The organism is Sphingomonas yantingensis (assembly GCF_014199325.1).
GTDB classification, from domain to species: domain Bacteria; phylum Pseudomonadota; class Alphaproteobacteria; order Sphingomonadales; family Sphingomonadaceae; genus Sphingomonas; species Sphingomonas yantingensis.
The window spans coordinates 298,677-311,998 of sequence record NZ_JACIJJ010000001.1; the positions used below are offsets into that span (position 1 = coordinate 298,677).

Consider the following 13,322-nt stretch of genomic DNA (forward strand, 5'->3'; position numbering starts at 1 on the left):
GGGTCAGCGAAGCGCGACCTGGATGCGCTTGGCAAGGTCGCCGCTCGCCGGCACGTCGATGTCGAAGCTCACTTCGTTGTCACGGGCGCGAAGGCGTGGATGCCAGACGGTCAGGCGTGCGCGCCCCCCCGTCACCGACCGGATCGTCGACAGGCCGTCGGCGCCGGTCTTCATCGCAAACGGCGTATCGACGACCTTGATGAACCCCGACATGCGATCGTGGATGTTGCAGCCCAGCGCGACCGCGCCGGGGGTGCGAAAGGTATAGCTGCGCGTCTCGTCGCGGCCGAACAGCTTGATTTCGAACCGGGCGGGTTTCGAGAAGCTGTAGACGTGGTGGCGCACCTTATCCTCGTTGGGGAAGGGCACCGTCGCGCCCACGGGGACGATCAGCGTCGAGGGATTGAAGCTGATGTCCTTCTGCACCATCGCCAGCTTCCACGGGAAGCGGATCCGTCCGGCGGGAGCGCCCGCGGCCGGATGGATCGTCACTACCGCATCGGGGATCGGCGTACCGGCCGCGTCGACCACGCGAATGCCGACGTCGCCCGCATGGGCTGGGACGGCGACGGAAAGGAGCAGGGCGGCGACGACGAAAGGTTTCATCGCGTCCGTATCGGCGCAAAATATCAAATGTCAGTAAACGTCGTAAAAGCGGGCCTTCAGTGACGTTTGAACGGGTTTTTAACCAACACCGGTTAGTCGGGCGGCATGACCGCACCGCTTCGGATCAGGATCGCCGCCACGGCCGGCGTCCTGTGCATCGCTACCTCCGCAGGGGCTCAACAGCTCGCCGAACCGGGTAAGTTGTTGCTGACAAATGGTATCGGTAGCATTGAGGGGGCCGCGGGCGGCGGGCTGACCCCGTGGGCGGTGATTGCGGGCAATGCGACGCGTGACGGGATCGGCGTGCAGGCGAGTGCGACCGTCGCCGAGTTCAAGGACTATGATTTCCAGGTCGCGGGCATCTCGGTCGGTGCGTGGGATCGGGTCGAGCTGTCCTATGCCCGCCAGCGGTTCGATACCAACTGGGTCGGCGGCGCGCTGGGCCTCGGCAACGACTACAAGTTCGACCAGGACATCTGGGGCGCGAAGGTCAAGCTCGCCGGCGACCTCGTCTATGGCAGCGAATGGATGCCGGCGATCGCCGCGGGCTTGCAGTACAAGAAGAGTCTCGACGCCCCGATCGTCCGCGCGGTGGGGGCGCAGCAGTCGGAGGGCGCCGACCTCTATGTCTCGGCCACCAAGCTGTTCCTGCGCTGGTCGCTGCTCGCCAACGTGACCTTGCGCGCGACCAAGGCGAACCAGAACGGCCTGTTGGGCTTCGGCGGAGACAAGCGCGATGCGCGGACGGTCCATCCCGAGGGATCGCTCGCCTATCAGGTGTCGCGCCGCTTCGCGGTGGGCGGCGAGTTTCGCTCGAAGCCCGACAATCTTGGCATCGCGCGCGAGGACGACTGGTTCGACGCGTTCGCCGCCTATGCCCTCAACCGCAACCTGACCGCGACGGTCGCCTATGCCGATCTGGGGTCGGTCGCGACGGTTAAGGACCAGCGCGGCGTCCTGTTCCAGCTTCAGGGAAGTTTCTAATGTTCGCCTTTACCGCGATGGCCATGCTGATGACACCTCAGGTCGCCGCCCAGGAGCAGCCGGTCGAACCCTACAAGGTCGATCCCGCCAATGCCGGTGCCACGCCGTTTGCCGGCGAGGGCATGGCGCGCGCGTTCGGCGGGCAGGACGGGATCCGGCGGATCGTCGATCACTTCGTCACCGCCAATTTCGCCGACCGGCGGATCGGCGAGATCTTCACGAACCAGGATCAGGTGCGCCTGCGCCGCGTCCTGTTCGAGCAGTTCTGCTACATCCTCAACGCCGGCTGCACCTATACCGGCCGCGACATGCGCACCGCGCACAAGGACATGGGCGTGCAGCAGGGCGACATGAACCGGCTGGTCGAGAATCTACAGGCGGCGATGGCGGCCGAGCATGTGCCCTTCGCCGCGCAGAACCGCTTCCTCGCCAAGCTGGCGCCGATGCGCCGCGACGTGGTCGAACGCTAACGAGGCGTCCGACAGACGAGTTCGACGGCGCTCCGCCCCTCGGCGAAGCGAAGCTCGAAGCCGTGCAGGTCGGCAATCGCCTTGACGAGGCTGAGGCCGAGGCCGGCGCCCTCCACCTGCCGCCGCCCGCGATAGAAACGCTGCGTCACCGCCGCGCGCTCGGCGGGCGGGATGCCGGTGCCGCTGTCGCTCACGCGGATCGTGCCGCCATCGGCATGTGGGATCAGTTCGATGCCGACGCGGCCGCCCGGCGGGCCGAACTTCATCGCATTGTCGATGAGGTTGGCGATCGCCTCCATCAACAGGCTGGCGTCCCCCTCGACCGGCGGGGCGGGGGAAATCGCGCAATCGAGCACCAGCCCGCGATCCTCCGCCAGCGGGCGGTGAAGGTCGCAGGCATCGTCGACCAGCCGCGCCAGATCGACGGGGGCGAAGCGGCTGCGGCGGGCGTGATCCTCCATCTCGCGCAGCCGCAGCAGCGCGGCGACGACGCCGAGCAGCGCATCGACCTCTTCCAGCGCCCCCTCCGCCGCCTCGGCGAACGCCGCCGGGTCGCGGGCATCGCGCAGGCTGCGGTCGAGGCGTGCGCGCAGGCGGGTGAGCGGCGTGCGCATCTGGTGCGCGATATCGTCGCCGATCCCGCGCACCTCCGCCACCAGCGCCTCCAGCCGGTCGAGCATCGTGTTGATGTGCGCGCACAGCATCCCGAAGCTGTCGGGATCGCTGCCCACGGGCAGCCGTTGGCGAAGGTCGCCCGCGACGATCCGGCGCGTGAGGTCGCGAACCGCATCCACTTGCCGCGCCGCACGCCGCCCGGCGACGAGGCCGAACACGATGGCAAGACCGAGGCCGGGGATCAGCGCGAGCAGCAGCGACTGCCAGACGAGCGCCAGCGACGCCTCCGTATCGTCGAGGTCGACGCCCGACAGCAGCGTCATGTCGCCCGGAAGCCGGCAGATCGTCACCCGCGCCTCGTCGCTGGTCTTGCCGGGAAGCTGGGTGGGGATCACGGTGGTCACGAACGATCCGGCCGTGGGCCCCGCGGGTAGGCGCGCGACATTGCCCGCGATCAGCCGGCCACGGCCGTCGAACAGGCCAAGAAAATGGTCGCGGTGAATGTCGCGCGACAGCCGCTCGCGCAGTTCGTCGGCGCGCTCCACCGGCGGGGTCAGCGCGAAGAAGGTGCAGTCGTCGGTCAGCGCATGTTCGATCGCGCGCCGGTGGCTGCCGTTGGCGAGCGCCCAGAACACCGCGGCGAGCAGCAGCGACTGGACGATCAGGATCGCCGCCAGCGCGCCGCCCCAGCGCCACGTCGCCCGCGCGCGCGGATCAGCCGGCAGGATCGAGGACATAGCCCTGGCCCCGGACGTTGCGGATGAGCGGCGCTTCCCCCTCGCCATCCACCTTGCGGCGCAGGCGCCCCATATGCACGTCGACGACGTTGCTGTTCGGCTCGAAGCTGTAGCCCCAGACGTCACGCAGCAGCATCGAGCGAGTGACGATGCTGCCCGCACGCCGGACCATATAGTCGAGCAGCTTCAATTCGCGCGGCAACAGGTCGAGCTGCCGGCCGCCGCGCGTCGCCTGTCCGGTCAGCAGGTCGAGGTCGAGCGGCCCGGCGATCAGCCGCGTTTCCCGACTGTCGTCGGGGCGGCGCAGCAGCGCCTCGATCCGGGCGATCAGCTCGACCAGTGCGAACGGCTTGGGCAGATAGTCGTCGCCGCCCGCGCGAAGGCCGCGCACCCGGTCGTCGAGACTGCCGAGCGCACTCAGCACCAATGCGGGCGTCCGCCGCCCCTCGGCGCGCAGGTCGGCGAGCAGTGCCAGCCCCTCGCCATCGGGCAATTGCCGGTCGAGGACGAGGAGGTCGAACGCCGCCGCGCGCGCCCGCTCGCCCGCCAGCGCAAGGTTGCCCGCACGCTCCGCCTCATAGCCAGAGGCGGCGAGTTCGAGCAGGATCTCGTCCGCCGTGCCGTCGTCGTCCTCGATGAGCAGGATGCGCGTCATGGGCCGGGTGTCGCGCCGCCGGGCGGGATGCGTCAACTGAATAGGCGTTCAGACTCTGAACGCGGATTTAGTCGACGGCCCTCGAAAACCCACGTTAGGCAGGCGGCAGGCTTTCGGAGAGGATGATGCGGACGTTCTGGCTTGCCGGCTTGGTCATGGTCGCATCGCCGGCGGCGGCGCAGCAAGGGGCGATCTCGCTCGATGCGCTGGTCGCCGACGTGATCGCCAACAACCCCGAGCGGCAATTCTATCAGCGCCAGATCGAGACCGCAGGCGTGCAGCGCGACGCGGCGGGCCGCTGGGCCGATCCCGAAGCAACGGTCGAGTTCGGTGAGCGGCGCGCGACCGATCCGGTCAGCGGCAACCTGGCGGGCGAGGGGATGACCTATGCCGTTTCGGTCGTCCAGCCGATCGAGTTCGGCGGCCGCATCGCGCTTCGCCGCGCGATCGCCGAGCGGCAGGTGGGTCTGGCCAAGCTCGGCCTCCAGCAGTTCGATGCGACGCTGGCGGCGCGCGCTCGGTCGCTCGGCTACGGGCTGTTCGCGGCGGACGAGAAGGCGGCGGCGGCGCGGGAGGTGGCGGCGCGGATGCGCACGCTCGCCCGCATCATCGTCGCGCGCGACCCCGCCGGTCCCTCGCCGCAACTGGAAGCCGCCTCGCTACAGGCGAGCGCGATCAGTGCCGAGCGCAGCGCCGCGACGGCGGATGCAGAGGCGAATTCGATCCTCTATGAGCTCAACCAGCTACGCGGCGCGCCGTTCGCCGCGCGCATCCGCATCGTCCGGCCCGACATGAGCCTGCCCGACCTGCCGCCCGGCGGGGCGCTGGCGGCGCGCGCGACGGCCAACAATTTCGAGCTCCAGTCGCTGCGCGCGCAGTTCGAGCAGCAGGGCCTGCGCGTCGACCTTGCCCGCAAATCGCGCCTGCCGACCGTCGCCGTCGGCCCCTATTATGACCGCGCCCGTTCCGACATTCGCGAGACCAATTACGGCGTGCGGCTTCAGACCACGCTGCCGCTCTGGAACCGGCAGGCGGGCGATGTCGCCGCCGAACAGGGCAAGCAGGCGCAGGCGAACGCGACGCACGTCGCCGCCGAGCGCCGTATCGCCCGCGACGTGTTCGACCAGGCCGCGCAGTACGAGGCGAAGCGCGATGCCCTCACCAAATGGGACGGCAATTCGCCCAAGCGCTTTGCCGAGGCGGCGGCCGATGCCGACCGCAACTATCGGCTCGGCGCGATCCCGCTGACGACCTACACGCAGATCCAGCAATCCTATGTCGATGCGGTCAACGCGGTGCTCGACACCCGGCGCGAGGCGATCGAGGCGCTCTTGAAGCTGCGCGCGCTCAACGGCGGCAATCCGCTGACGCGATGAAGGCCTGGCTCGATCTCGTCACGCGCAACCGCCTCGCGGTCGCGCTCGTCACCGCGCTGGTTGCCGCGGTCGGCCTGTGGTCGTTCACGACGCTTCAGATCGATGCGATCCCCGACATCACCGGGGTGCAGGTCCAGATCAACACCGCGGTCCCCGCGCTCGCCCCCGAGGAGATCGAGCGGCTGGTGACGCTGCCGATCGAGCGGGCGATGGGTGGGCAACCCGGCCTCGACCAGACGCGCTCGCTCACCAAGACGGGGCTCAGCCAGGTGACGCTCCTCTACAAGGACGGCACCGACCAGCTGAAGGCGCGGCAGCTTGTCACCGAGCGGCTGACCGCGGTGCAGAACCAGTTGCCGCCGGGCAGCACGCCGCAGCTGGCGCCGATCACCACGGGCCTCGGCGAAATCTATTACTACACGCTCGAATGGAAGCGGCCGCCGCCGGGGATGAGCGCCCAGCGCCAGTTGATGGAGCTGTACGAAGCGCAGGAATATACCGTGCGCCCGATGCTGCGCGCGGTGGCCGGGGTCGCCGACGTCAATTCCAACGGCGGGCTGGAAGAGCAGTTCGTCGTCGAGCCCGATCCCGTCCGCCTGACGATGCACGGCGTCACCGCCGGCGAGCTGGCCGAGGCGGTTAGCAAAAACGTCGAGAATGCCGGCGGCGGCATCATCCGGCGTGGGGCCGAGCGCTTCACCGTCCGCACCGAGGCGCGAGTGACGAGTGCCGAGGCGATCGCCGCGATCCCCGTCAAGTTCGCCGGCGGCATCCTGCCGCTGACGGTCCGCGACCTCGCCACCGTCACCACCGGCGCTGCCCCGCGGCAGGGGGCCGCGACGCAGAACGGGCGCGAGACGGTGCTCGGCACGGTGATGATGCTTGTCGGCCAGAACAGCCGCGAGGTCGCGATGCGCGTCGAGGATGCGCTGCCGGCGATCGAGGCGGCGCTGCCCAAGGGCATGGTGATCGACCGCCAGTACAGCCGCGCCAACCTGGTCGATCGCACGATCCAGACCGTCGAAAAGAATCTGGGCGAGGGCGCGCTGCTCGTCGCGCTGGTCCTGTTGTTCGTGATGGGCAACTGGCGCGCGGCGCTGATCGTCGCGCTCGTCATCCCGCTCGCCTTCCTCGTGACGACGGGCGGCATGCACGCGCTGGGCGTGTCGGGCAACCTGATGAGCCTCGGCGCGCTCGATTTCGGGTTGATCGTAGACGGGGCGATCGTCGTCGTGGAGAACAGCCTGCGCCTGCTCGGCCAGCGACGGCGCGAGAAGGGCGAGGATCTGACCGCCGACGAACGGCGCGAGATCGTGGCGGAGGCGGCGCGGATGGTTGCGCGCCCGACGCTGTTCGGCATCGCGATCATTGCGCTCGTCTATGTCCCCGTCCTCAGCCTCGGCGGGGTGGAGGGCAAGCTGTTCCAGCCGATGGCGCAGGCGGTGATGCTGGCGATCATCGCGGGCCTCATCTGGACCTTCACCGTCGTCCCCGCGCTGTCCGCCTGGTTGCTGCGCGCACCCGCCAAGGACGACGCTAAGCACAAAGGCGGCTTCGTCGGCGTGGCCGAGCGCGTCTATACCCCCGCCCTGAACGGGGCGATCCGGCATCCGGCGCTCCTCGTCCTTGCCGCGATCGCGCTGCTGGCGGGTACGTTCATGGTGTTCCGCACATTGGGATCGCAGTTCACGCCGCAGCTCGACGAAGGCGCGATCACCGCGATGGTCTATCGCCCCGTCGGCATGTCGCTGGAACAGAGCCTGTCGATCGAGCAGGCGACCGAGCGCGCGATCCGCCGCGCCTATCCGCAGGTCACGCACACCTTTTCGCGGATCGGCACCAGCGAGGTCGCGACCGACCCGATGCCGCCCGAGCAGAACGACCTCTACATCTTCTACGGCCCCGAAAAGGACTGGCCGACCGGCGACGGCGCGCCGCGAACCAAGGACGAGCTGATCGCCGGGATCGAGAAGGTCGCCAAGCGCGTCTACGCCAAGCAGAATTTCGAGTTCGCCCAGCCGATCGAGATGCGCTTCAACGAGATGCTGGAGGGCGTGCGCGCTGACGTGGCGGTCAAGATCTATGGCGACGATTACGACACGCTCGAACGCGCGGCGGCAAAGGCGAAGGCCGTGCTCGAGAAGCTGCCGGGGACCGAAGGGGTGGAGTTCGAGACGTCCGGCCGGCCCAAGAGCATCGTCGTCGAGCTCGACCATCCCGCGCTCCTTCGCCTCGGCCTCGGCACGCAGGAAGTGAACAACGCGATCCGCGATGCGCTCGCGGGGGCGGAGGTGGGCTTCATCCCGCACGGCCCCGCGCGCCACGCGATCGTGATCCGCATGCCGGAGAGCCTGCGCGCCGATCCGTCCGCCATCCTCGCGCTGCCGCTGCGCGTCGGCGAGTACGGCATGGTCCCGCTGTCGCGCGTCGCGCGGCTGCGCCAGGAGCGGATCGTCGAGCCGATCCTGCACGACGACACCAACCGGCGCGCGGCGCTGATGGTCAACCTGTCGACCAGTGACCTGGCCGGCTATGTCGACAAGGCGCGGACCGCGATCCAGCAGCAGGTGAAGCTGCCCAAGGGGTATCGCATCGAGTTCGGCGGGCAGTATCACCAGCTGGAAGCCGCGCAGAAGCGTCTGACGATCGTCGTGCCCGCGGCGCTGATCCTCATCTTCGCGCTGGTCTTCGCCGCGCTCGGCAGCGTGCGCGATGCGGCGATCGTCTATACCGGCATCCCGTTCGCGGTGACGGGCGGCGTGCTGGCGCTGTGGCTGCGCGGCATGCCGTTCTCGATCACCGCGGCGATCGGGTTCATCGCGCTGTCGGGCATCGCGATGCTCAACGGCCTCGTCCTCATCGACCATATCAATTCCCTGCGCGACGGGCGGGAGGGCGAGCCGCTCGAGGTGGACGAGGCTGTCCGGCGCGGCGCGCACGATCGCCTGCGTCCCGTCCTGTCCACCGCACTCGTCGCCTCGGTCGGCTTCATCCCGATGGCGATCGCCAGCGGCGCGGGCGCCGAAGTGCAACGACCGCTTGCCACCGTCGTCATCGGCGGCATCATCACCTCGACGATATTGACGCTGCTGCTGCTGCCAAGCCTGTATCATTGGGTCGAGCGGCGCGCGGCGCGCAAGGAGACGGGCGAATGAGGGCAGGGCACGGCGAGCATCACCTGATCCACCGCGTCGGCTGGCTGCGCGCCGCAGTGCTGGGCGCGAACGACGGTATCATCTCGACCGCCAGCCTGATCGTAGGCGTCGCCGCATCGCCGGGCGCGAGTGCGCAGACGGTGCTGCTCGCCGGCATCGCGTCGCTCGTCGGCGGCGCGCTGTCGATGGCGGCGGGCGAATATGTGTCGGTGAGCTCGCAGGCCGATACCGAGAATGCCGACCTCGCCCGCGAGGCCGCCGAGCTTGCCCGCGCGCCAGAGGCGGAGACGGCGGAGCTTGCCGCTATCTATGTCGCGCGCGGGGTCGAGCCGGCGCTGGCGGGACAGGTGGCGCAGCAGATGATGACGCACGACGCCCTCGGCGCGCATCGCCGCGACGAACTGGGCCTGGCGGACGAGGGCGGGGCGAACCCCGTCCTAGCCGCGCTTGCGTCGGCCGCGGCGTTCGCGACCGGGGCGATCGTCCCCGTCGCGGTCGCCGCGATCGTGCCGCGTGAGACGGCGGTGGCCGCGGTGTTCGTGGCGGCAGTGCTGATGCTCGCGATCCTCGGCGCGATCGGCGCGCGGGCGGGCGGATCGCCGGTCGTGCGCGCGGTGCTGCGCGTCACTATCCTCGGCTGCGCGGCAATGGCGCTGACCGGGCTGCTGGGGCGGGTGAGCGGGGTGTTGATCTAGGAAAAATGGCGCGCCCGGCATGACAAAGATGGGCACTCAGATCATTGGGAAATTTCGATCCAGTTCGACCGCTGAGCCTGGAATGCGGCAGTCGGCGACGTCGCCTGCGTCGTCGCACCGACCAAAAGCGCGCTTAAGGTCTAGTCCGCGCGCCGTTCCACTACATTGCCCTCACCGTCTAGGACGGTAATCTGAAAAGAGTCATGCATAGTTACACCGACGGTTTCGGTGATCCCGATATGGGTGACCTTTCCAATCTCTGCGATCCACTGCTCGCGTGTGCTTTCTGGCCTGAGCTGCACGTGCTCGATCCTCCCTGCCTTCGCGACCTTGACGGCACCCTTTTGAAAGGGCAGCGGACTCACGGTGATGCCTCCAGCAGCGCCGGAGTCGATGATCTGATACGCGACCGCAGCCAAGGCCTCTTGGTTCAAGCGGCGCTTGCAGCGTCGGCATTCCACAAGAATGATCGAACTGTCGGCCTCCCGGACGCCCTTAGCGTCTATCTCCCACTCAGTTCCGGACTGCCGCCCTGACACCTTCTGCTTCCCCTCGACTTCGGCGAGGCCGAACCTCTTGCCAAGCTGCTGAAGCACATACCTGGCGACCTCCTCGTAATTCGCCCACTCCTTGCCGCGCTTTCCTCGGTTCTTCGAGCGCATATTAGCTTTTCTCACGATCAAACACTCTCCCATGACTGGAGGCGAGCCTCAGCAGGAAGTTCCCCTGATGCTTCGTAATGCTTGCAATCTGCGGTTCCTGTCCGTCGTTTCAGGTGACGGCCTCCGCATGAGGTGAAGGCGAAACTTCGCTCGAGCGCCCAGGGCGCGACGGGCAGGCACAGCAAACGTGGCCGTTGCAAGCTGTAGCTAATTGAACGTGTTGGCTATTCCGGTAAGGTCTCGCTGGGGACGCCCGTAGAGATGCGGGTGATTGGGAGGTCATCGTCGTGCGCACCGAAATCAATCACATGCGCGAGGCGCTCGCCTCTTATATCGAGGCGACCTACCATCTGTCGGACCCGAAGGTGGTGGCGCTCAGGCGGACGTTGCTGACCGGTGACGGCATCGCACAGACCCCCTATATCGAGAGTACGCCGAGCTATGAGGGCAAGCGGCGGTATCAGGATCTTGATTTGCCCGCTGGGGTTGGCGCGTTCCTGACGGCGCTCGCCGACAGAAGCGAGGACCTGCTATTCAACCCGCCCTATGAACATCAAGCGCAGGCGCTCGAGTTGACGACCCGCGCTGACGCGGCCGGCAGCGGCATCGTCGTCACGACAGGCACCGGTTCGGGCAAGACCGAGAGCTTTCTGTTGCCGGTTCTTGCGCGATTGGCGGAGGAGGCGCTCGACCGGCCGAAGCAGTTCGAGACCCGCGCCGTGCGCGCTCTGCTGCTGTATCCGATGAACGCGCTGGTCAATGATCAGTTGGGGCGCCTGCGCAACCTGTTTGGTTCAGGCGCGGTCCGTAAAGCGTTCAAGGATGCAGGCGGCCGCCCGGCCAAGTTCGGCCGCTATACTGGCCGGACGCTCTATCCAGGCTTCCGTAACAGCAAGCGCGATCAGCAGCGGCTGAAGACGCTCGACTACTATCTCACGATCGAAGATGCGGCGCGCGGCGGCAGTGAAAAGGACCAGAAGCTAGTCGAGACGCTGCGCGAGAAGGGCCGCTGGCCGGGTAAGCTCACCGAGGGCGTCACCGTCCCCACGATCGCCGGGCTTAGTGAAGAGGACGCGCGTAGCGCCTTGGTCCAGCTCTGGCTGTGGCAGGCGCTTAAGAAGCACGGGATCAAGCTCCAGCACACCCCGATCAATGTCGAGGGTGCGCGTGGTTCGTCGGGCGTCCGGCCTTGGACGGGCAAATTCTCGCGCAAATTCACCACGCTCCTCGAAGAGCGCGGGCTGAAGCAATGGCTGAAAGGCGACTTTGCGAAAATCGTGACGCCCGTCCTACGCGATGTGTTTTCGCCGGGCGCTACGGGCGACTTCTACGTGCTTGGTTCCAAAGTCGCGCTCGATATGGATCCCGACACGCAGTGGATCCGCTGCGAGCGTTGTACGACCGTGTCGCCCCGCAATGCGCTGGTTGGTATCCGGATCGCGCGCGCATGTGGAAAGCGCCGCCTCTACCGAGGCGGCGCCGGTGATGTGCGTCATGGTCGATGCTCCTGTTAGGATCGACCGAGCGGCAGCGAGGCTTTTCCTCTCAACCCTTCCCGATCACAGGAACGCCGCCGATGCGGCTTTTCCACGCTGGTCACATGCGAGCACATGAGATCACCAATTCATCGCCTCTGTGCTTTGTTCGCGCTGTTGACGCGCGCGCTGCCAGGCATGTTTGCGTGGTTTTGCCGATGCGGCGCTGTCATCCAGCGCCTGCCGCTGGATCGCGGCCTGGGCCGCCGCTGCCGCCCTCGCTTCGCGTGCGATGCGCGCGATGGCCGCGTCCTCACGCTTGCGGCGTTCCTCGTCACGCTTCCGCGCTTCGTCGCTGCGGGTGATGGCCAGATCGATGATGGTGGTGTCGGCGAAGTTCGGCAGCCGCCGCGGCGCAAGTGCGGGCAACTGCGGGATGATCGCCCGTGCCATCGTTGGCGGCGGCGCGGTTAGCTCCGTGGCGCGCGCGGCACGAGGCGGGACACGCGCTATCAAGCTAGGCGGTGCGGAAATGTGCGCCCTTGCCGGTGCGACCGGCACCGTCGCAAGGGGCTGGATCGATGCTCCCGCCAATCGCGGCAAGCGGATTCGCAAATTTCCGATTTCCATTCGCGCCGGGCGTGAAATCGGCTGCGGTTGGGCCATCGCGACGACCTCGATCAAGGGACGCTGCGGTAACGTTCGCTGTTGCTGCTCGATCGATCCGGCGATCTGTGATGGCCTGATTCTGACCGGCGGTATTTTCGGCACGACAACCGCCGTCGTCGATAGCGGCAGTAGCTTGGGAACCACCGCAGCCTCGATGGCCATTGTGGCGGCAACGACCCGCTCCGGGACCGGTAGGGGTAGCGCCGGCAAGCGGGCGAACCGCGCGGCGATGGCGCGTGCGGCCTCCTGCGCCTTTGCCAGTGCCTCGTCGGCATGACGTAGCGCATCGTCGATCACAGCAGCCTTAGAGCGCATGACGCGCTCGTGGTTCTCCTCGTTCTCGGCGACATATTCGCCGCTGCGCGCCTGGTTCGTCCTTGCACCGCCGAGATGGACCTGCGGCTCGTGCGGCAGGCCGCGGTCGGCATTGCTCTTCGCGGTCCAGACCTGGTCCTGACCGGCCTCGAACGACATTTCGGTCATGACGCTCGCATACATCTCACGGAACAGCTTCATGGCCTTGGGATTGTCGAGGTCGGTGCGCAGCATCTCGCCGACATACCATTCGTGGTCGCCGGTGCGGACCATCGGCCGGAACGACCACAGGACGTGCAGGTGCCAGTTGCGCTGGTCGCCGTCCGGCGGCGGTGCGTGGAGCGTTACCAGATAAGGCAGGTCGAACCGGCCAAGCGTCTCCTCTGCCCAGCGGACGCCGCAAGTCATCATCTCGTCCGGAGACTGGCGATGATCGACCGCCAGTATGCCGTGCATCAACAGCTTGGCGTTCTTCTGCGCCGCCCAGTTGACCTGCTCGAGATGGTCAAATCCGCACAAAGCCTCGTCGATCGTCATACCGATGTTGGTCGCGACATAGGGGTTGCCGTCTGGATCGAGCTCGGCACCGTTGAAGCAATACAACACCACCCGTTGCGACACGCCTGCCTCAGCGGTGCGGCGCGAGTAATAGCGCATCCGCATGAAGCCGTTGGCGCTGCTGGTAGTCAGCTTCGACTGGCGGCCGAAATCATCCGTGAACAGCGCATCGATGTAGCGATGCACCCTGCGTTGGGGGGCGTTTCGAGAAGCCCGGGAGGAGGTCGAGGGTTTCGCCATCGGTGAAACATTTCTTGCGCCAAACTTCAGCCCCCCAACCTTAGCTCCCTCACATCGCCGATCCTTTCCGAAGCTAGGTTCGGAAAGGATAACTGGCCGAATCGCGCGAT

Annotated in this window: 11 protein-coding genes; 6 read left to right on the plus strand and 5 right to left on the minus strand. The window is 67.3% G+C overall.

Annotated elements, in window-relative coordinates:
• Positions 1-3: 3 nt before the first annotated feature.
• Positions 4-606 carry a cupredoxin domain-containing protein gene (locus FHR19_RS01475; RefSeq protein WP_184023535.1) on the minus strand — a complete coding sequence of 201 codons (603 nt, stop codon included), beginning with the start codon at positions 604-606 and terminating at the stop codon, positions 4-6.
• Between the two features lie 105 nt (positions 607-711).
• Between FHR19_RS01475 and FHR19_RS01480 the strand changes: the two genes are divergently transcribed.
• Positions 712-1,590 carry a DUF3034 family protein gene (locus tag FHR19_RS01480; protein ID WP_184023537.1) on the plus strand — a complete coding sequence of 293 codons (879 nt, stop codon included), beginning with the start codon at positions 712-714 and terminating at the stop codon, positions 1,588-1,590.
• Positions 1,590-2,060, plus strand: a complete 471-nt coding sequence (locus FHR19_RS01485; protein ID WP_184023539.1) for a group I truncated hemoglobin — start codon at positions 1,590-1,592, stop codon at positions 2,058-2,060. Before FHR19_RS01480 ends, FHR19_RS01485 begins: the two co-directional genes overlap by 1 nt.
• Here FHR19_RS01485 and FHR19_RS01490 read toward each other — a convergent pair.
• Together FHR19_RS01490 and FHR19_RS01495 are read right to left on the minus strand one after the other, a co-directional pair.
• Positions 2,057-3,412 carry a sensor histidine kinase gene (locus FHR19_RS01490; RefSeq protein WP_184023541.1) on the minus strand — a complete coding sequence of 452 codons (1,356 nt, stop codon included), beginning with the start codon at positions 3,410-3,412 and terminating at the stop codon, positions 2,057-2,059. The genes FHR19_RS01485 and FHR19_RS01490 overlap by 4 nt on opposite strands.
• Positions 3,390-4,067, minus strand: a complete 678-nt coding sequence (locus tag FHR19_RS01495; RefSeq protein ID WP_184023543.1) for a response regulator transcription factor — start codon at positions 4,065-4,067, stop codon at positions 3,390-3,392. The genes FHR19_RS01490 and FHR19_RS01495 overlap by 23 nt, the downstream gene beginning before the upstream one ends.
• A gap of 125 nt (positions 4,068-4,192) precedes the next feature.
• Here FHR19_RS01495 and FHR19_RS01500 point away from each other — a divergent pair, with 125 nt between their 5' ends.
• The 3 genes from FHR19_RS01500 to FHR19_RS01510 are packed head-to-tail and all read left to right on the plus strand — an operon-like array spanning position 4,193 to position 9,293.
• Positions 4,193-5,443, plus strand: a complete 1,251-nt coding sequence (locus FHR19_RS01500) for a TolC family protein (protein ID WP_184023545.1) — start codon at positions 4,193-4,195, stop codon at positions 5,441-5,443.
• On the plus strand, positions 5,440-8,598 hold the full coding sequence (locus FHR19_RS01505; protein WP_184023547.1) for an efflux RND transporter permease subunit: 3,159 nt from the start codon (positions 5,440-5,442) through the stop codon (positions 8,596-8,598). The genes FHR19_RS01500 and FHR19_RS01505 overlap by 4 nt, the downstream gene beginning before the upstream one ends.
• Positions 8,595-9,293: a VIT1/CCC1 transporter family protein gene (locus FHR19_RS01510; protein WP_184023549.1), complete on the plus strand. Its 699-nt coding sequence runs from the start codon at positions 8,595-8,597 to the stop codon at positions 9,291-9,293. Before FHR19_RS01505 ends, FHR19_RS01510 begins: the two co-directional genes overlap by 4 nt.
• Before the next feature lie 140 nt (positions 9,294-9,433).
• Here FHR19_RS01510 and FHR19_RS01515 read toward each other — a convergent pair whose 3' ends face one another.
• The gene (locus FHR19_RS01515) at positions 9,434-9,955 is read right to left on the minus strand and encodes a restriction endonuclease (protein ID WP_184023550.1); all 522 of its coding nucleotides are present in this window, start codon (positions 9,953-9,955) and stop codon (positions 9,434-9,436) included.
• Positions 9,956-10,242: 287 nt separating this feature from the next.
• Here FHR19_RS01515 and FHR19_RS01520 point away from each other — a divergent pair, with 287 nt between their 5' ends.
• Complete coding sequence (locus tag FHR19_RS01520; RefSeq protein ID WP_184023551.1) at positions 10,243-11,469, plus strand: DEAD/DEAH box helicase; 1,227 nt, start codon at positions 10,243-10,245, stop codon at positions 11,467-11,469.
• 102 nt (positions 11,470-11,571) lie between these two features.
• Here the strand turns inward: FHR19_RS01520 and FHR19_RS01525 are convergent, their stop codons facing one another.
• Entirely contained in the window at positions 11,572-13,158 is a 1,587-nt protein-coding gene (locus FHR19_RS01525) for a hypothetical protein (protein ID WP_184023552.1), read from the minus strand.
• Positions 13,159-13,322 lie beyond the last annotated feature (164 nt).

What these genes read in the sequence shown, in the direction of transcription:
- FHR19_RS01475 (WP_184023535.1), bottom strand. Translation starts at nt 606, where the DNA reads ATGAAACCTTTCGTCGTCGCCGCCCTGCTCCTTTCCGTCGCCGTCCCA.
- FHR19_RS01480 (WP_184023537.1), top strand. Translation starts at nt 712, where the DNA reads ATGACCGCACCGCTTCGGATCAGGATCGCCGCCACGGCCGGCGTCCTG.
- FHR19_RS01485 (WP_184023539.1), top strand. Translation starts at nt 1,590, where the DNA reads ATGTTCGCCTTTACCGCGATGGCCATGCTGATGACACCTCAGGTCGCC.
- FHR19_RS01490 (WP_184023541.1), bottom strand. Translation starts at nt 3,412, where the DNA reads ATGTCCTCGATCCTGCCGGCTGATCCGCGCGCGCGGGCGACGTGGCGC.
- FHR19_RS01495 (WP_184023543.1), bottom strand. Translation starts at nt 4,067, where the DNA reads ATGACGCGCATCCTGCTCATCGAGGACGACGACGGCACGGCGGACGAG.
- FHR19_RS01500 (WP_184023545.1), top strand. Translation starts at nt 4,193, where the DNA reads ATGCGGACGTTCTGGCTTGCCGGCTTGGTCATGGTCGCATCGCCGGCG.
- FHR19_RS01505 (WP_184023547.1), top strand. Translation starts at nt 5,440, where the DNA reads ATGAAGGCCTGGCTCGATCTCGTCACGCGCAACCGCCTCGCGGTCGCG.
- FHR19_RS01510 (WP_184023549.1), top strand. Translation starts at nt 8,595, where the DNA reads ATGAGGGCAGGGCACGGCGAGCATCACCTGATCCACCGCGTCGGCTGG.
- FHR19_RS01515 (WP_184023550.1), bottom strand. Translation starts at nt 9,955, where the DNA reads ATGCGCTCGAAGAACCGAGGAAAGCGCGGCAAGGAGTGGGCGAATTAC.